We start from the raw sequence: 16,953 nt of genomic DNA, 5'->3' as shown, positions 1-16,953 counted from the left end.
CGCGATCAGTCCGGCAGCGCGGCGAGATAGGCTCGCACCACATGCGCCGAATTGACCGAGGCGAGATGCTCGAACGTGTCCTCCATGTTCTTGTGCTTGTCGCCGCCGGCAAGGTCGGAAAGGCTGCGGAAGACGATGGCCGGGACCATGTTGCTATAGGCCACCTGCATCACCGCCGCGCTTTCCATGTCGAGCACGCGCGCTCCCCAAGCCTTGTGCAGATAGACGCGGAACTCGGCATTGTCGGCATAGACGCCCGCCGTCACCCCGGTTCCGCCGACCGCGATCTTGGGCACGCGCGGCAGGCACAGCTCGGACCCTGCCAGCATCTTTTCCGATGGCGGCACGCAGCGTTCCAGCGTGATCGAAGGCACCACCTTGCGCGCGAGATCGAGCAGCCCTGCATCCACCGGCACGCGATAGATGCGCTTGGGCGGCGTGGCGGCATTGGCCATCACCGTGCCGCGCGGGAAGATGAAGAACCAGTTGGCCGGGCTTTCCGCGCTGCCCTTGTCGGGCGGCATCCATCCGGTCTTGGTCTTCCTCGCGAAAGAGGCCTCGAGATACTGCCCCCAGTCCTCGGCCACTATCACGTCGCCGATCGACAGCTTGGGATCGACGCCCCCCGCGATGCCGGAAAAGACGATGCGCTTCACGTTGAAGCGGTCGAGCACCAATTGCGTGTTCATCGCGGCATTCACCACGCTGACCCCGCTCTGCATCAGCACCACCGGCTTGCCTTCCATCGTGCCGGTCAGGAACGTGCCGCCGTTGATCGAATGCTCCTTCGCGCCCTGCACCGTGTGGACGAGCGCGTTCCATTCCGGCCGGAACGCGGTCATCACCACGGTGCGCGGGGTATCATCCAGCTTCTGCGCCTGCGCAGACGCGGGCAGGAGCAGGGCAACGAAAGCAAGAGCAATTCGGCGGATCATGCAGCGGCCATCCAGGCAAAGCGCGCCACGAACAGCGCGGCGAGGGTGAACAGGAACCAGTCCTTGCTGCTCGCCTTGCCCTTGAGCAGCTTGAGCAGGGCGTGGGTGGTGATGCCGAAGGCAAGGCCGTTGGCGATGGAGAAGGTCAGCGGGATCATCGCCACGGTCAGGAACGCCGGGATCGCCGCCATCGGGTCCTCCCAGTCGACCTCGGTCAGCGGCAGCAGCATCAGCCCGCCGACCACGACCAGCGCCGGGGCCGTCGCCGCCAGCGGCACCAGCTGCGCATAGGGTGCAACGAACATCGTGGCGAAGAACAGCAGCCCGCAGACCACCGCCGTCAGCCCGGTGCGCCCACCCGCCTGCACGCCCGCCGCGCTCTCGACATAGCTGGTGACCGTGCTGGTCCCCGCCATCGCGCCGACCATCGTCGCCACGGCATCGGTCATCAGGATACGGTTGAGCCCGGGAATCCTGCCCGCCGCGTCCATCAGCCCGGCCCGCTTGGTCACCGCCACCAGCGTGCCGATGTTGTCGAACAGGTCGACGAACAGGAACACGAACAGCACTTCGAGAAGGCCGATGCCGTGCTTGCCCGAAAGCCCGAACACGCCCGCAATATCCAGCTGGAACGCGGTCCCGGTCAGCGCGGCAAGGCTGTAGGGCTCGGTCGGCGCGCTCACCAGGCCCACGACCCACGCGGCAATCGTCGTCAGCACGATGCCGATCAGCATCGCCGCGCGCACGTTCCACACGCTCAACGTCCCGATCACGACAAGGCCGAACAGCGCCAGCGCCGGCCCCGGATCGGTCACGCTGCCAAGACCGACGAAAGTGGCGGGATTGGCCACGACGATCCCGGCGTCCTTGAGCCCGATGAAGCCGATGAACAGCCCGATCCCGCCCGCAACGGCAGCAAACAGGTGCTGCGGGATCACCGAGACGATCAGCTGCCGCACCCCCGTCAGCGTCAGGATCAGGAAGGCCACGCCCGAGATGAACACGCAACCCAGCGCCACCGGCCAGGGCACGCCCATCTGCTGCACCACGGTAAAGCTGAAATAGGCGTTGAGCCCCATTCCCGGCGCCAGCGCCAGCGGCGTGTTCGCCACCATCCCCATCAGGATCGAGGCGAACGCCGCAGCAAAGCACGTCGCCGCCGCAACCGAGGCCACCGGCAGGCCCGCCTGCCCAAGGATCGCCGGGTTGACCAGCACGATATAGGCCATGGTCAGGAAGGTGGTGAAGCCCGCCAGCACCTCGGTCCGCGTATTGGTCCCGCGCTCGCGCATCCTGAAGTGGCGTTCGAGCACGCCGCCCTCAGTCGTGGTTGACCCCGTCATATCAGTTCCCCCGCAATCAAGCGCTCTGGCGCGCTCACGCCAGTCCATCCCTCGTTTTCGAGCCGCTCGGCAAGCGCCAGCAACGCGCCCTCGCCGCCCGCCTTGCCGATCAGCTGCAGCCCCAGCGGCAACTGCCCCGGCCTGTGCAGCGGCACCGCCAGCGCTGGCAGGGCCGTGAAGGTGATCGGCTGCGTATGAATCCCGAGATCCGCCCGCGCCGGGCTCAGCGCTCCGTCGATCACGATGCGCGGGTCCTCGATCTGCGGCGCTACGCAAGGCGTGGCCGGCGCCAGCAGCACATCGAAATCCGCGATCAGCCCCTCAAGCCGTGCCAGAAAATCGGCGCGGAAGGCGAGCGCCTTGGCGTACAGCTCCTCCGGCAGGAGCGCGCCCGCCATCAGCCGGTCCCGCACCGCCGGATCGTAGTCCATCGCCCGCGTGGCCAGAGTCTCGCGATGCAGCGCGCCGCCTTCGAACGCGGTGATCAGGAACGCCGCACTGCGCGCCTTCGCAATGTCGGGCAGTTCCACCAGCGGAGCCTCAGGCACCACAGCGTCAATCGCCGCAAGCTGCGCCGGATCGGCATTCTCCCGGAACCGCCCGTCCAGCCGCGCGATGCGGACGTCGCCGGTCCATTCCGGCAATGCTCCGCCCCGCAATACGCCCCACACCAGCGCCATGTCGGCAAGGCTCAGCGTAAATGGCCCCACATCGTCAAAGCTCTCGGCAAACGGGAACGTCCCCGCCACCGGCAAGGAGCCATGCGCGCATTTCAGCCCATAGAGCCCGCACAGGCTGGCAGGCACCCGGATCGACCCGTTCGTGTCAGACCCGAGCGCAAAGGGCACCAGCCCCGCCGCCACCGCCGCCGCCGAACCGCCCGACGATCCCCCCGCCAGCCGCGCCGGATCGTGGGGATTGCGGGTCGTGCCATAAGCCGCGTTGATCGTGGCAAAGCCATAGGCGAACTCGTCCATGTTGAGCGTCGCCACCAGCACCGCCCCTGCCGCCTGCAACCGCCGGATAGCCTCGGCATCGCCGCCCGCAGGCACAGCCCCCGCCCGCACCGCCGACCCCGCCGTCGTCGGCAGGCCCGCCACGTCGAACAGGTCCTTCACCCCATAGGGCACGCCCGCCAGCGGCCCCGGATCGTCCCCGCGCGCCACAGCGGCATCGACCGCTGCCGCCTCAGACAGCGCCCGCTCCTCCAGAACCCGGGTGACGGCCACATGCGCATCCGCCTTGAGCGCGGCAATGGCCCGTCCGGCCAGCAAAGTTGCGCTGACCTCTCCCGCCCGCACCGCAGCGGCAATTTCGACCGCCCGCCTCATGCGTCCAGCACCCGCGCATGGCGCGTCAGCAGGTCGAGATTGGCCACCACGCCCGCGCGGCAAGCGTCCGGGATCGGAAGGCCAATCTCCTGCGCCCGCGCCAGCGCCGCCGCCTCGCCCTGCGGCGGCAGCACCGCAGCGGCAGCGTCCAGTTCACGCCGATACCGCCCCGCCAGCCAGGCGCAGACGAACAGCTGCAACTGGTGGAAGATCATCAGCGGCAGGATCACCATGCCCACTTGCGCCGGCGCAAAGAGCGCGCCCGCCATCGGCACGCCCGAAACCAAGCTCTTCTTCGATCCGCAGAACAGCAGCACGATCGCATCCTCGCGCGGCAACCCTGCCACGCGCGCCACCACGCCATTGACCGCAATCACCACGCCCAGAATCACTGCCGAGGCCACCAGCAACACGCCAAGGTCAAGCGGCCCGACCCTGTTCCACACCCCGTTCGCCACCGCCGCGCTGAACGCGGAATAGACCACCAGCAGCACCGAGAACCGGTCCACCGGCTGCAGCAGCTTCTTGTGCGCATCCACCCATTTGCCGATCACGGGCCGCAGCAGATGCCCCGCCACGAACGGCAGGAGCAGTTGCGTTGCAATTTTCTGCACGGACGAAAATCCGTCGATTCCGCCCTCACCGCCCGAATGGATGAACAGCGCCACCAGCAGCGGCGTCAGCACGATCCCGACAAGGTTGGACAGCGAGGCCGAGCACACCGCCGCCGCCACGTTCCCGCCCGCCATGGCGGTAAACGCGATGGAGCTTTGCACCGTCGATGGCAGCAGTGCGAGGAACATCAGCCCCATCGCCAGCGCCGGATCGATGACCAGCCCGGCGACCTTCGCCGCGCCCAGACCCAGCACCGGAAACAGCAGGTAGGTAAAGCCCAGCGCCAAGAGATGCAGCCGCCAGTTGCCGATCCCCGCCAGCACCGCCTCGCGGCTCAGCTTCGCGCCATGGCGGAAGAACAGCAGCACGATCGCCGCATCCGCCGCCACGTCGAACGCCCCCAGCGCCACGCCCCGCGCCGGCAGCAGGCTCGCCGCCACGACCGTGCCCACCAGCCAGAGCAGGAACGGGTCGACCGAAGGAAGTTTGTTGCGCGTGGCCATGGTTGATCCCGCTATGCCCCGCTCCACCCTACCGATCCAACGCAATGATCGGCACGCATCGTTGCAAAAAAGAGAGCACCCTGCCCCACACTACTCCGCCGCCACCAGCGCTGGTTCCTCATCAGCCGTCTCGCGCGGCAGCACCAGGTTCAGCACCACCGCCAGCACTGCCGCCGGCATCACGCCAGACGTCAGGAGTACCCGCGCCGTCTCGGGCAGGTGCGCCACCGCGTCCGGCTCCAGCTGCAGCCCCAGCGCCAGCGACAGGCTCACCCCGAAGACCAGCATGTTGCGCTGGTTCCATTCTACCGAAGCCAGCATCGACAGCGCCGCCGAGGCGACCATGCCGAACATCACGATCACCCCGCCGCCCAGCACTTCGATGGGGATCGTCGTCACCACCGCGCCGATCTTGGGCACAAGCCCGCACAGGATCAGGAACACCGCGCCCAGCGTCACCACATGGCGGCTCATCATACCGGTGATCGCGATCAGCCCCACGTTCTGGCTGAACGTGGTGTTGGGCATCGCCCCGAACACCGCCGCCAGCGCCGTGCCCACGCCGTCCGCCGCTACCGCACCCTGCAGTTCCGCATCGCTCGCAGGCCGCCCCGCCGTCCCCTCGCAGATCGCCTCGACATCGCCGATGGATTCGATCGACGAGACGAACCCCGTCAGCACGAAGCCGAGAATGGCCGAAGCCGAAAGCGCAAAGCCGAAGTGGAACGGGTTCGGCAGCATGGCAACCGGAGCGCTCGCCACCGCATCGAACGAAATCCGCCCCATCGCCAGCGCCACCGCATATCCCGCCAGCAGCCCCAGCAGCACCGAAGCGGTCGACCAGATCCCCCGCGCAAAGAACTTGAGCCCCAGCGTCGCCAGCACGACCACTGCCGCCAGCAGCCAGCTTTGCCCCGCGCCGAATGCAGGCGTGCCTATCGCCGGAACCCCGCCCGCCGAATACTGCACCCCGATCCGCATCAGCGAGAGGCCGATCATCAGCACCACCAGCCCGGTGATCAGCGGCGGCAGGGCAAAGCGCACGCGGCCGACGAACACGCTCAACGCGGCATGGACCAGCCCGCCGATCAGCGCCGCCGTGGTCAGCGCAGCCATCGCCTCCACGCCCTTGCCCGCCACGATCGGGATCATCACCGGGATATAGGCAAAGCTCGTCCCCTGCACCAAGGGCAGCCGCGCGCCCACTGGCCCCACGCCCACCGTCTGCAGCAGCGTGGCGATCCCGGCGAAGAGCATCGACATCTGGATCATGTAGATCAGCGCCGAAGGATCGGGCGATCCGAAGCCAAATCCCGCTGCGCCCGCAATGATGATCGGCGGCGTCAGGTTCGATACGAACATCGCCAGCACGTGCTGCACGCCCAGCGGAATGGCGAGGCCGAAGCCCGGGAAGAAGTCCGGATCGCGCGCCTGCTCGCGGGTCACTGCTCCGGGCAAAGCCATGCCATCCCCTTTCCTATGCCAGTGCCATCAGGCGATCGAGCGACTTGCGTGCAGCGGTGACGACCGCCGCCCGCGTCGTCATCACCAGCTCGCCATCACGCACCACCGCGCGCCCTTCCACGAACAGGTCGCGCACCCCCGCAGGCGGCGCGAGCACCAGCCCCGCCACCAGATCCCACGCCCCGGCAGAGGCGACGGTGCCCATGTCCCACACCGCAATGTCGGCGCGCTTGCCCGGCACCAGACTGCCAAGGTCATGCCGTCCGAGCACTTGCGCCCCGCCCCGCGTTGCCAGCCGCAAAGCCTCGCGCGCAGCAAAGGCCGTCGCCCCATGCGTCACCCGCTGCAACAGCAGGGCCTGCCGCGCCTCGCCCAGCAGATTGCCGGAATCGTTCGAGGCAGAGCCATCAACCCCCAGCCCCACCGGCACGCCTGCATCGACCATCGCCCGCACCGGCGCCACGCCCGAACCCAACCGGCAGTTGGACCCCGGACAATGCGCTACCCCGGTCTTGGTCCGCGCAAACAGATCGATCTCGCCGCGGTCCAGCTGCACGCAATGGGCATGCCACACGTCCGGCCCGGTCCAGCCCAGCTCTTGCGCATATTGCCCAGGCCGGCACCCGAACCGCTCAAGGCTGAACGCCACGTCGTCGGCATCCTCGGCCAGATGGGTGTGCAGCATCACCCCCTTGTCGCGTGCCAGCAATGCCGCATCGCGCATCAGCCCCTGACTCACCGAGAACGGCGAGCACGGTGCCACCCCCACCCGCACCATCGCGCCGTCAGACGCATCATGGAACCGGTCGATCACCCGCACGCAATCGCTGAGGATCGCGTCCTCTTGCTCGACCAGCGAGTCCGGCGGCAGCCCGCCCGCACTCTCACCCACGCTCATGCTCCCGCGCGTGGCGTGAAAGCGCAGGCCGATGCCGGCTGCGGCATGGATCGTATCGTCGAGCGTCACCCCGTTCGGGAACAGGTAGAGGTGATCCGAACTCATCGTGCAGCCCGAAAGCGCCAGCTCGGCCAAACCCAGCTGCGTCGCGGCAAACACGTCGTCCGGCGTATAAGTCGCCCAGACCGGGTAGAGCCGCTTGAGCCAGCCGAACAGCGAAGCCTCGGTCGCACCCGGCAAGGCGCGGGTCAGCGTCTGGTACAAATGGTGGTGCGTGTTGACCAACCCCGGCGTCACTACACAGCCCGCCGCCTCGATGATCACATCGGCATGGCCCGCCAACGGTGCGAGTTCAGCAGTCGTCCCCACCGCCAGCACCACCCCATCGCGCATCGCCACCGCACCGCCCGCGATCTCGGTGCCCGGATCGTCCATCACGACGACAACGGCAGCGTTGCGGATCAGCGTCAGCGCCATGTCAGACGGCACCCATCACTTCGGCGGCGCCTTCTCATAGCGATCCCAGTGCCCGGTGATCTCGTCCACCACCTTGCCGCCAACGAGGTAAAGCGCCTCCAGCGCCGCGGTCATCCCGGCATAGCCCTGGTTCTCGCTCAGCAGGTAGCTGGCCGGGTCCACCCCCGGCGGCGGCATGGTGAAGTTGCTGGCAGAGCGCAGGACCATGACCCGGTCCCGGTCGGCCCGTCCCACACGGGTCAGGTACTCGATCGACTGGAACGTGCCCGTCTCCTCCATCGCAGAGGTCACGAACTCGCCCTGCCCCCGCGTCCAGAACTTCGTCCAGTCATTGGCCCACTGCGTCATCTTCGCGCCGTGCCAGAAGGTCATCGCCGCCAGATTGTCGCCCTTCAGAACGAACGGCGGCTTTTGCGCATTGGGATAGCCGGTGAACGCCTTGCGCGCGGTGGCAATCGCCGGATCGTCGGGCAGCTTCATGTCCTTCGTCAGCGCGAAGGCCCAGTCCTGCAGTGCAGGGTTCAGCTCGAACATCTCGCCGTTGTCGGGCGGCAGCGGCGTCGGGTCCATCGGCCCCTTGCTGTGCAGCGCAAAGTAGCCGCTCTTCCACTCCGCCGGGATCTCGCGCGCATCGATCTCGTGCGCGATGTCGCCATCGATCAGGTAGCGCGCCCAGGCCGCCGATCCCACCGAGGCATCCTCGGGATCGATCCCGGCAATCCCCGCCACCAGCCAGTAGGCCTGTGAAAGGTCCAGCCGGTCATCCATCCCCACCGCCAGCGCCGCCGTGGCAGACTTGATCGAGCCCATCCCCGTCACGATCGCCAGCACGCCGGTCTCAGGGTCATAGGCCAGATCGTGCCAGCCTTGCGGGAACGGCAGCGTCACCGAAAGCCCGCGCCGCTCCTTCCACAGCTGGAACTCGCCCGGCTTGTCGCCACTGTCCTTGCCGATCTCGAACATGGTGACGACCACCACCCGCACCGGCAGCTTCGCCGCGCAGGGCCGCGCCGGAACGCAGGCCTGCACTGCCGCCACGCTCGCCGCATCCGCCACAGGGGCCGCGTGAGCAAGCTGCGCTCCGGCCAGCAGAGCCGCAACGAAGGGCGCGAGGCGCGCAATGGTTCGCATGATGTCGGATACCTTGGAATATTCGCCGGTTGCGAGGAGCGGCGGGAGAGAACCGCCCCTCGCATTCAGACCAGTCGTCAGAACTTGTAGACGACCGAAGCCTGCCAGCTGCGCGGACGTTCCGGCAGCGCGATGGTGCTGCCGAACAGTTCGGTGAAGTTGGCGCGGAAGTACTTGGCATTGGTGGCGTTCTTGACCACCGCCCGCAGCAGGAATGGCCCGGTGGTGTAGGAAAGCGAGGCGTCAACCAGCGTATAGGCCGGCAGCTTGACCGCCTGCGACTGGCCCGAGAACACCTCCGGCACCCGCGTGATGCTGCCCGCAACGGCAAGGCCATTGTCGAACGAGTAGGTTGCGGTTGCCGAGTAGAGGTCTTCGGGGATGCCCGCGCGGCGCGACTGTTCCTTGTTGGTGATCAGCACGAGGCCAATCGGCTGACCGCCAAGGTAGAGCGCCGGGTTGCTGACATTGACCAGATCCTCGATGCCGAAGAAGCTGAACAGCACGCCATTGCCGAGCGCGGTCAGGTTGTAGACCTTGGTCTTGGTGTAGTTGGCGGTGATCAGCAGGTGCCGGTCCACCGACCAGCGCACTTCGGCCTCGATGCCCTTGGTCTCGACCGCCTGGTTGGTGACGATCGCCTGCGCGTTGCGATCAACGCGGGTCTGCTTGTACACCGAAACCGCGCCATAGAGACGGTTGTCGAGGAACGAGCCCTTGATGCCGCCTTCATAGAGCTTGGACGCGCTGATGAAGGTGCCGCCGGTCACGTCGGCCACATAGATCTCGGCGCCCTGCCCGGCGATCACCGTCGACTGGCGCGATACGGTGAAGTAGGGGATCAGGCCGAACGGCGCCTTGTAATTGACGCTGGCCGACCACGACCATGCGCCCTTGCTGTCGCTCGCCCGCCCTGCCGAGGCCGGGTTCTCGAGCTTGGCGGCAACGTCCGCCGTGGTGACCGAGATATGGTCGTAGCGCGCACCCGCCGTGATCCCGAGGCCGAAATTGAAATCGAGATCGGTCAGGAACGCCGCGCCAAGGTCGGTGTAGTGGCCCTGGTTGTACGAGGTGTAGTCGCAGTCGCACTCGGTCGAGAGCAGGCGATCCGACAGCGGCGTGTAGCCCTTGGTCAGGTCGACGCGGTGGAAGTACTCGTAGTTGAAGTCGTCGCCATGCTTGAACTTGGTGTAGCGGATCGACGGCGAGGCCTGGAACGAGAACTTGCCCATGTCATTGGTGAACGACTTGGAGATCACGATGCGGTCCTCGATCACCCACGAATCGTGGAATTGCGAGAAGCCGTAGGCGTTTTCGTTGAGGTTGGTGTAGCCGTCGTAGAAGAACTGGTTCATGATCTCCAGATCATTGCCGCCGTCGAAGATCAGGTCGAAATAGGCGGTCTTGGCCTTGTTGTTGAGCTTGTCGTTCGGGCCGGTCAGCGTGTTGCGACGGTCGAGCTTGGCCGTGCCGACATTGGTCAGTGCCAGCTGCGGATAGGCGTTGGTAAAGCACGCATCGGTAAAGCCCGAGGCGAACGGCGAACCGCCGCCGCAGCCGAAGGTGCCGAAGATCGAAAAGCCGCCGGGGATCACCGCGTTGATTTCGCCCTGCGACATCTGCCCGTCGCCATTGGTGTCGACCGGCTGCGCAGAGCCCGTGATATAGGTCCCGTTGTCGACCAGCTCCTGCGTCAGGCGGTTCCAGCCGCCGTTCTGCTGGCCCTTGTAGTCATGGTACATGCCGCCGAACTCGAGCCGCAGGTTGGGCGCCAGATCGGTGTCGAACGCCGCCTGCAGGATCGTCTGCTTCGTGCTCATGTTGCGATAGTAGCTGCCCGAGTTCTCGACCTCGGCGTAGAGGTTGTAGCCGAACTCCTGCGTGCCGATCTTGCCGGGCCCGCGCACTTCGCCGGAAAGGACCGCACGGTCCCAGCTGCCGGTAGTGAAGGTCAGCTGGCCTTCGGGGCTGCCGAGGTACTTGCCGCCCGCCACACGCGCCGACTTGGGCACGAAGTTCATGTAGCCGCCGGTCTTGGACGGACCATAGATCGGCGAGGCAGGCCCACGCACGATGTCGATGCGGTCCGAAGCGCCGATCGGCGTCGGGTAGTTGCCGGGGTTGTCGAGACGGCGGATGCCGCGGAAATAGACTTCGCCGGGCGTGCCGCGAATGTCGAGCGCACCGCCAACGCCAAAGAACGAGTTGGTGAAAGTGCCGGGCGACTGCGCCACGAGATCGTAGATCTCGGTCACGCCGAAGCGCTCCATCTGCTCCTTCGAGATCGACGAGGCCGAACGCGGCGTTTCCACCAGGTTCTTGTCGAAGCCGAAGATCGAGCCGACGTCCTTCAGCGGCAGCGCGTTGAGCGAGCCGGTGACGACGATCTCTTCCTTGGGCGGCTCCTCGGCATCGGCCGCTTCCTGCGCGAAGGCGGGCGTGGTCAGCGCGGTGCAGGCCATCAGGGCGGCAAGGCCCTTCATCAGGCCACGATTGAGACGGGAATTGCTTTCGAGTGTGATCGGGTCTTGCATTGTTTTAACCCCCCTGGACGCTTTTTGGCGCTCCGGCTTCCCCTTGAAGCCCGGATGTCGCCTGGTTGAACCGCGCCTCTCCCTCATTCTTTCGTGCTGTCGTCCCTTCGATCATGCCGCGCCGCGGCGATGAATACGCAAGTCGCGCACATTGCTTGTTCGCTGGCGCCCGCCATGCGGTCCGGCGCCGTCAATTCTCCCCTTGCGCGCGCGCCAGCCGCGCCGTCTCGTAAGCGGCAAAGCGCTGCTCGAGATCGGCCTGCAGCCGCGCTTTCTCGTTTGCAGACAGGAACCTGGCGCAGGCTGGCGCGGCAAGGTCGGCACAAGCCGCCACCGGTTTCAGCCCCGCCACATCGGCCCACAGCGCCGCGCCCGGCAGGAAGGAATAGTGCAGCCCGGCCCGCGCGATTTTCTTGAGCTCGGCATAGCCCAGCCCCTGTTCGGTCACCGCGCGCACATATTCGTTGGTCATGTCAGAGCGCAGCACGCCCTGATCGTCGGTCGAAAGCACCACCGGCACGCCATGCGCGCGATAGAGATTGAGCGGATGGTCCGCGCCCTTCACGCCAAGGATCACGTCGTTGCTCGAAAGGTTGATTTCCACCGCCACGCCATCGCGCGCCATCTGCGCCATGGTGTCTTCGGCCTTGTCCTCGAACGCGATGCCGGTGCCATGGCCGATGCGCTTGGCCCCCACCGCCACCGCCTGCGCAATATGGTCGCGCAAGTCCTGCGGCGGCACGAGGCCCAGCGTCACCTCGCCCGCATGGAGCGTCAGCTTCACTGATGGATGCTTGGCCGAAAGCAGGCGGATCATCGCCATGTGCAGCTTGTAATCGCGCCGCGCCGGGTAAGCGTCTTCGGGCATCACGATGTTCACGCCGACAAAGCGCGGATCAGCCTCGGCCATCAGGAAGCCAAGGATCAGCGAGCGATAGACATAAGTCGGCGGCAGCGCGCGCATGGCCTGGAACAGGTAATGCACCGCAACCTTGCACCCCGGCTCGGCCTTTGCCGTGCCGCAAGCCATGGCCCTGCCCGCCTCGGCCTCGTCCGCGTCCAGCTCCTTGCGCGCCGCCGGGATCAGCGGGGCCAGAGCCTTGACCTCCGCCGCATAACGCGCCGCCAGCCCCGCCTCGTCCAGCGCTCCTTGCGGCGCTGCGGCAAAGCTGGCCGACAGCGTCGTCGGGTTGTGATCCAGCTCAAGATACGAAAGATTGTCGCCCGCAGCGATCCGCCGCGCCGCCACCAGCATCTTGGCATTCTCGCCCGCAATCGGCCCGAACCGGCTGAAGGCACCGAAGAACTGGTTGTGCCCGGTCACATCGTTGCGCCCGACCCCGCGCTGCCAGCCACGCGTCGACATCGCATTGACCAGCCGGTCATAGCCGAACTCGTTCTCCACCGAATATCGCGCAATCGTGCGCTCAGGCGGACACGGCGGCGGCTCGACGCCCAAGCCATCGGCCTTGACGCAAAAGCCCTTGTCGCCCGCCCATTCGAGGAAATCCTCGGCATAGATCGCGCCGCCAAGGTGATTGTGCAGATCGCCGCCCTTGGGCATCCCGCGCAGCAGCACCCGCAAGCTTGGCGGGCTCGCCCTGGCCTTGTCGATCAGCGCCGCAACCGCCGCTTCGCGCGCCGGATCGAGCGGCAGCGGTTCGGCAAAGGCCGGGGCAGACCCGAGCGCCAGAACGGCAAAGACAGCTGCGCCGCGCATGTGCGCACGCCAGCCCCTTGCCGTCTTGACCCCTGCCATCTGTGCGAACCCTCCATCGCGAAAAATGCGATGGCCGGTGGTTAAGGACTTGACCCTTTGCACACAAACGCAATGAATCCGACACAGCGTTGCAAAAAATAGGTAGCCCCCAACCGTGCCAGCATTCTCCCGCTTCCTGCGCTATTTCCTCGCCGTCGGCCGCCTCGGCTCGATCCGCAAGGCGGCAGACGAGCTAAACGTCTCGGCCTCGGCGATCGACCGGCAGATTCTCAACGTCGAGGCCGAGATCGGCATGCCCCTGTTCGAGCGCCTGCCCACCGGCCTGCGCCTGACCTCGGCGGGCGAGATCATGATGGCCGCAGGCGGGCGCTGGCAGAAGAGCCTTTCCGAAGTGCGCGCCCAGATCGAGGACTTGCGCGGATTGAAGCGCGGCCATGTCGAAATCGCAGTGATCGATGCGCTGGCCAAGGGCGTGATCCCCGCCGCGATTCAAGCCATCCAGAGCCGCTACCCCGGCATCACCATCGACGTCAAAGTCGTCGCCAACGATCAGGTCCGCCGCATGATCGCCAGCAACGAGGTCGACTTCGGCATCTTCTTCGACCCCGAATCCTTCCGCGACATCACCGTGCGCGCTTTCGTTGACGTGCACCTCGGCTTCATCACGCCCGCCGGCCACCCCTTTGGCCAGCAGGCGGAGGCGCGCTTTTCCGCCTGCATCGGCTCGCCCGTCGTCATCCCCTCGAGCGCGCTCGCCGTGCACCAGCAGATCGCCGTGCTCGAAGGCACCACCCGCGCCACGCTCGACAAGAAAGCCACCAGCAACAACATCCAGATGATCACCTCGCTGGTGCTGCAAGGCGTCGGCATCGGCATCCTCACCTCATTGGACGTGATGACCGAAGTGCGCGCAGGCCTGCTCTCCTTCACCCGCATTTCCGACCCGGTCCTGCGCCCGATGACGCTCGCCCTGTGCACCGCCACCGCCCGCCCCCCGACATACGCGGCCGACATCGTGCTGGGCGAAATGCAGACCTCCTTCGGACAACTGGCCTATCCCGGAACGTCAGCGCTGCCGGGGTGAGGCCTGCGCCTTTCTGTTTCACGCAGAGACGCGGAGAAAAGAGGGAGACGCAGAGGACTGGCGCTTGCGGCGAAGCCGCTTTGTCCTTCTGGCATAGCGGTTTACGCGGGAGTTGCATTGGAGAGCGGCTGCGCCGCTGGCATTACATCTCTGCGTCTCCCTCTTTTCTCCGCGTCTCTGCGTGAAACAGCTTTCCTTGCGCAACGCCCGCAAAAAGACGTGGGAACCGCAATTGCACGCAACCCCGTCACGCGATACCCCGCGAATCTCGTACATCTGCCAAGGTATTGTCCGGAACATGACCGATTCCGCCCCTCCGGTGCTCAACTACATCGCTTACGAGGACTTCCTCGCCAAAGTGCGCGGCCTGTCGCGGACGCTGGCGGCAGACAGCTGGAAGCCCGATTTCATCATCGGCATCGGGCGCGGCGGGCTGGTTCCGGCGGTCTACATCAGCCACGAACTGCAAGTGCCGATGCTCTCGATCGACCATTCGTCGAAAGTCCCCGGCTTTGCCGATGAACTGCTGGGCAAGGTCGCGGGCAAATCGGCTGACGGCACCCGCCTCCTCTTCGTCGACGACATCAACGACAGCGGCGGCACAATCGTCTATATCCGCAAGCTCCTGTCAGACTTTGGCTGCAACAAGGAAAACCTGCGCTTCGCCGTGCTGATGGACAACTGCCGCTCGCAGGCCCGCGTCGACTACACCGCCGAAGTGATCGACCGCGCGGCTGACAAGCGCTGGTTCGTGTTCCCATGGGAAGCGGTGATGACCGCCGATACGCTGGCCGAAGAAGCGCAAGCCGTCCCCGAACGCCTCGCCTGAGCGCGATGCGCGTCCTGCTCACCGGATCGTCCGGCTGGCTCGGACGCACCCTCGCCCCCCGCCTTCGCCAACAGGGCCACAAGGTCCTCGGGCTGGACGTCGCGGCAGGTCCGGAAACGCAGATCATCGGCTCGGTGGCAGACCGCGCCGTGATCGAACAGGCCTTCGCCCAAGGCGTCGACGCGGTGATCCACGCCGCCGCCCTGCACAAGCCCGACATCGTCCGCTACGGCGAACAGACTTTCATCGACGTCAACGTCACCGGCACGCTCAACCTGCTGCAGGCAGCAAAAGCGGCAGGGCATGACCGTTTCGTGTTCACCTCCACCACCTCGCTGATGATCAGCCAGCAGGTGCGTGACGAAGCGGGCAGCGAGGCCGTCTGGCTCGATGAACAGACCGGCCCGCTCGCCCCGCGCAACATCTACGGCGTGACCAAGCTCGCCGCCGAGGGCCTGTGCCGCCTCTACGCGCACGAACACGGCCTTGCCTCCATGGTCCTTCGCACAGGGCGCTTCTTTCCCGAAGACGATGACACCCACGCCACCCCTTCGGGCGAGAACCTCAAGGCCAACGAACTGCTCAACCGCCGCCTGACGGTGGAAGACGCCGCCGACGCGCACATCGCCGCGCTCGATCAGGCGCCGGACCTCGGCTTCGACATCTTCGTGCTGTCCGCGCCGACCCCGTTCAGCCGCAACGAGGTGCGCGAACTCAAGGCGGATGCGCGCAGTGTCATCGCCCGCCACTTCCCCGATGCCGCAGCGCTTTACGCCGCCAAAGGCTGGACTCTACCCCCCAGCATCGGCCGGGTTTACGACGCATCACACGCCGAACGCCGCCTTGGCTTCCGCTGCAGGACCGGCTTTGCCGAGGTGCTGGAGGCCTTGCGCGAGGGCCGCGAACTGCCTTTCGCGCACGATCCGTCCTACACCTCGCCAGCGCTCGAGAAGTGAAAGCCCTTCGACACCCCCCAGACCAGCGCGGCGATCACGGCCAGGCCGATCAACGCCCGCAACGGTGACCAGCGCACCCCTTCCGCGCTCTCGCCCGGTGCCAGCTCGCGCTTGCCGGTGATCATCGGGCTGACCAGATCGCGCCCGACGAGGAACTGGTAGTAACCGATCGCGCAGACGTGCAACCCGATCAGCGCCAATGCCGCCTTGAACGCAATCTCGTGAATCTCCGAAGCCTGCCGCCCCGCATCGAAGCTGATGTAGTCAGCCAGCGGCCCCGATTCCAACCCGTCGACATCGACCGCGAACAGCCCGGCGCCGACCAGCGTCAGCAGCACCAGCAGCAGCGCCGCCACGCTCCACCCGCCCAGCGGGTTGTGCCCGTCGGTGGGATGCTCGTCGCCTGCCTTGCGCGCATAGGCGATGACGTCGCCGGGCCCTCTCAGAAACTGCGCAAACCGCGCGGTGCGCGATCCGGCGAGGCCCCAGAACAGCCGGAACAGCAGCAGCGCAAGCACCAGCAGACCGGACTGCCGGTGCCAGTCCATCTCATGGTTCTCCCCGCTCCACCACGAAAAGCAGAACAGCCCCAGCAACGACCAGTGAAACAACCGCACCGGCACGTCCCACACGCCAACCTTGCCCTCTGTCAAAGCGCTGCCCCCTACCTTTGCGCCGGATCAATCGTCCGCCCGGAACGCCTTGTGGCATCCGCCGCAAGTGCCGCCAACCGCCTTGAACTGCGCGCCCACCGCTGCCGCATTGCCACTGCCCGCCACGGCCACCAGCTTGTCCGCCTCGGCGATCAGCTTCCTGGCATGGCCGTCAAACGTCGCGCGGTCGGTCCAGATCGCGGGCAGAGCGTCGGTCTTCACCCCCGCGCCCGGCCCGGTGCCCTTGGGAAACAGCGGCCCTTGCGCGCGCGCCATCGCGGCGATGGTCTTGGCAGCGCCCACCATCTTGGCCTTGTCGGCCCCGCCCGCCAGCTCGTCCTTGATGACCTTCATCGCCCCGCCCATCTTCTTGAAGTTCGCCTGCCGCGCCGCAATCGTATCGGCGGGCGAGGCAGCGACGGCGAGCGAGGCGCCGGTAGCGGCAAGAACAAGAGCAAGAACAGCAGAGCGCATCATGGG

Annotated in this window: 14 protein-coding genes; 3 read left to right on the top strand and 11 right to left on the bottom strand. The window is 66.5% G+C overall.

From position 1 onward, the window contains the following. Positions 1–5: 5 nt before the first annotated feature. The 9 genes from ACZ1JW_RS18465 to ACZ1JW_RS18425 form a co-directional block, all read right to left on the bottom strand. Complete coding sequence (locus ACZ1JW_RS18465) at positions 6–935, bottom strand: 5'-methylthioadenosine/S-adenosylhomocysteine nucleosidase (RefSeq protein ID WP_465143090.1); 930 nt, start codon at positions 933–935, stop codon at positions 6–8. After that, positions 932–2,278 carry an NCS2 family permease gene (locus ACZ1JW_RS18460; protein ID WP_465143089.1) on the bottom strand — a complete coding sequence of 449 codons (1,347 nt, stop codon included), beginning with the start codon at positions 2,276–2,278 and terminating at the stop codon, positions 932–934. Before ACZ1JW_RS18460 ends, ACZ1JW_RS18465 begins: the two co-directional genes overlap by 4 nt. Continuing rightward, positions 2,275–3,609: an AtzE family amidohydrolase gene (locus tag ACZ1JW_RS18455; protein ID WP_465143088.1), complete on the bottom strand. Its 1,335-nt coding sequence runs from the start codon at positions 3,607–3,609 to the stop codon at positions 2,275–2,277. Before ACZ1JW_RS18455 ends, ACZ1JW_RS18460 begins: the two co-directional genes overlap by 4 nt. Continuing rightward, positions 3,606–4,727, bottom strand: coding sequence for a bile acid:sodium symporter (locus ACZ1JW_RS18450; RefSeq protein ID WP_465143087.1), 1,122 nt, complete (start codon positions 4,725–4,727; stop codon positions 3,606–3,608). The genes ACZ1JW_RS18455 and ACZ1JW_RS18450 overlap by 4 nt, the downstream gene beginning before the upstream one ends. A 90-nt stretch (positions 4,728–4,817) precedes the next feature. Then, the gene (locus ACZ1JW_RS18445; protein WP_465143086.1) at positions 4,818–6,191 is read right to left on the bottom strand and encodes a uracil-xanthine permease family protein; all 1,374 of its coding nucleotides are present in this window, start codon (positions 6,189–6,191) and stop codon (positions 4,818–4,820) included. A gap of 13 nt (positions 6,192–6,204) precedes the next feature. After that, positions 6,205–7,566 (bottom strand): 8-oxoguanine deaminase, encoded by a 1,362-nt coding sequence (locus ACZ1JW_RS18440; protein WP_465143085.1) that lies wholly within the window; start codon positions 7,564–7,566, stop codon positions 6,205–6,207. 15 nt (positions 7,567–7,581) lie between these two features. Continuing rightward, entirely contained in the window at positions 7,582–8,697 is a 1,116-nt protein-coding gene (locus tag ACZ1JW_RS18435; RefSeq protein WP_465143084.1) for a purine nucleoside permease, read from the bottom strand. A 77-nt stretch (positions 8,698–8,774) separates the two neighbouring features. Next, positions 8,775–11,180, bottom strand: a complete 2,406-nt coding sequence (locus ACZ1JW_RS18430) for a TonB-dependent siderophore receptor (RefSeq protein ID WP_465143113.1) — start codon at positions 11,178–11,180, stop codon at positions 8,775–8,777. 241 nt (positions 11,181–11,421) lie between these two features. Further along, positions 11,422–12,990, bottom strand: coding sequence for an adenosine deaminase family protein (locus tag ACZ1JW_RS18425; RefSeq protein ID WP_465143083.1), 1,569 nt, complete (start codon positions 12,988–12,990; stop codon positions 11,422–11,424). A 115-nt stretch (positions 12,991–13,105) separates the two neighbouring features. On the opposite strand from ACZ1JW_RS18425, the gene ACZ1JW_RS18420 reads away from it, so the two are divergent. The 3 genes from ACZ1JW_RS18420 (at position 13,106) to ACZ1JW_RS18410 (ending at position 15,820) form a co-directional block, all read left to right on the top strand. Continuing rightward, positions 13,106–14,035, top strand: a complete 930-nt coding sequence (locus ACZ1JW_RS18420; RefSeq protein WP_465143082.1) for a LysR family transcriptional regulator — start codon at positions 13,106–13,108, stop codon at positions 14,033–14,035. Positions 14,036–14,333: 298 nt separating this feature from the next. After that, positions 14,334–14,864, top strand: coding sequence for a phosphoribosyltransferase (locus ACZ1JW_RS18415; RefSeq protein WP_465126778.1), 531 nt, complete (start codon positions 14,334–14,336; stop codon positions 14,862–14,864). A gap of 5 nt (positions 14,865–14,869) precedes the next feature. Continuing rightward, complete coding sequence (locus ACZ1JW_RS18410; protein ID WP_465143081.1) at positions 14,870–15,820, top strand: NAD-dependent epimerase/dehydratase family protein; 951 nt, start codon at positions 14,870–14,872, stop codon at positions 15,818–15,820. Here ACZ1JW_RS18410 and ACZ1JW_RS18405 read toward each other — a convergent pair. Continuing rightward, entirely contained in the window at positions 15,793–16,473 is a 681-nt protein-coding gene (locus ACZ1JW_RS18405) for a cytochrome b/b6 domain-containing protein (protein ID WP_465143080.1), read from the bottom strand. The two genes, ACZ1JW_RS18410 and ACZ1JW_RS18405, sit on opposite strands and share 28 nt — an antisense overlap. Before the next feature lie 27 nt (positions 16,474–16,500). Further along, entirely contained in the window at positions 16,501–16,950 is a 450-nt protein-coding gene (locus tag ACZ1JW_RS18400) for a c-type cytochrome (RefSeq protein ID WP_465143079.1), read from the bottom strand. Positions 16,951–16,953: the final 3 nt, after the last annotated feature.

The organism is Novosphingobium sp. BL-A-28-Hi1-0D (assembly GCF_055521755.1).
This window is presented reverse-complemented; position numbering and strand designations above follow the sequence as displayed.

What these genes read in the sequence shown, in the direction of transcription:
- ACZ1JW_RS18410 (WP_465143081.1), top strand. Translation starts at nt 14,870, where the DNA reads ATGCGCGTCCTGCTCACCGGATCGTCCGGCTGGCTCGGACGCACCCTC.
- ACZ1JW_RS18450 (WP_465143087.1), bottom strand. Translation starts at nt 4,727, where the DNA reads ATGGCCACGCGCAACAAACTTCCTTCGGTCGACCCGTTCCTGCTCTGG.
- ACZ1JW_RS18425 (WP_465143083.1), bottom strand. Translation starts at nt 12,990, where the DNA reads ATGGCAGGGGTCAAGACGGCAAGGGGCTGGCGTGCGCACATGCGCGGC.
- ACZ1JW_RS18435 (WP_465143084.1), bottom strand. Translation starts at nt 8,697, where the DNA reads ATGCGAACCATTGCGCGCCTCGCGCCCTTCGTTGCGGCTCTGCTGGCC.
- ACZ1JW_RS18415 (WP_465126778.1), top strand. Translation starts at nt 14,334, where the DNA reads ATGACCGATTCCGCCCCTCCGGTGCTCAACTACATCGCTTACGAGGAC.
- ACZ1JW_RS18465 (WP_465143090.1), bottom strand. Translation starts at nt 935, where the DNA reads ATGATCCGCCGAATTGCTCTTGCTTTCGTTGCCCTGCTCCTGCCCGCG.
- ACZ1JW_RS18430 (WP_465143113.1), bottom strand. Translation starts at nt 11,180, where the DNA reads ATGAAGGGCCTTGCCGCCCTGATGGCCTGCACCGCGCTGACCACGCCC.
- ACZ1JW_RS18455 (WP_465143088.1), bottom strand. Translation starts at nt 3,609, where the DNA reads ATGAGGCGGGCGGTCGAAATTGCCGCTGCGGTGCGGGCGGGAGAGGTC.
- ACZ1JW_RS18400 (WP_465143079.1), bottom strand. Translation starts at nt 16,950, where the DNA reads ATGATGCGCTCTGCTGTTCTTGCTCTTGTTCTTGCCGCTACCGGCGCC.
- ACZ1JW_RS18445 (WP_465143086.1), bottom strand. Translation starts at nt 6,191, where the DNA reads ATGGCTTTGCCCGGAGCAGTGACCCGCGAGCAGGCGCGCGATCCGGAC.
- ACZ1JW_RS18440 (WP_465143085.1), bottom strand. Translation starts at nt 7,566, where the DNA reads ATGGCGCTGACGCTGATCCGCAACGCTGCCGTTGTCGTCGTGATGGAC.
- ACZ1JW_RS18460 (WP_465143089.1), bottom strand. Translation starts at nt 2,278, where the DNA reads ATGACGGGGTCAACCACGACTGAGGGCGGCGTGCTCGAACGCCACTTC.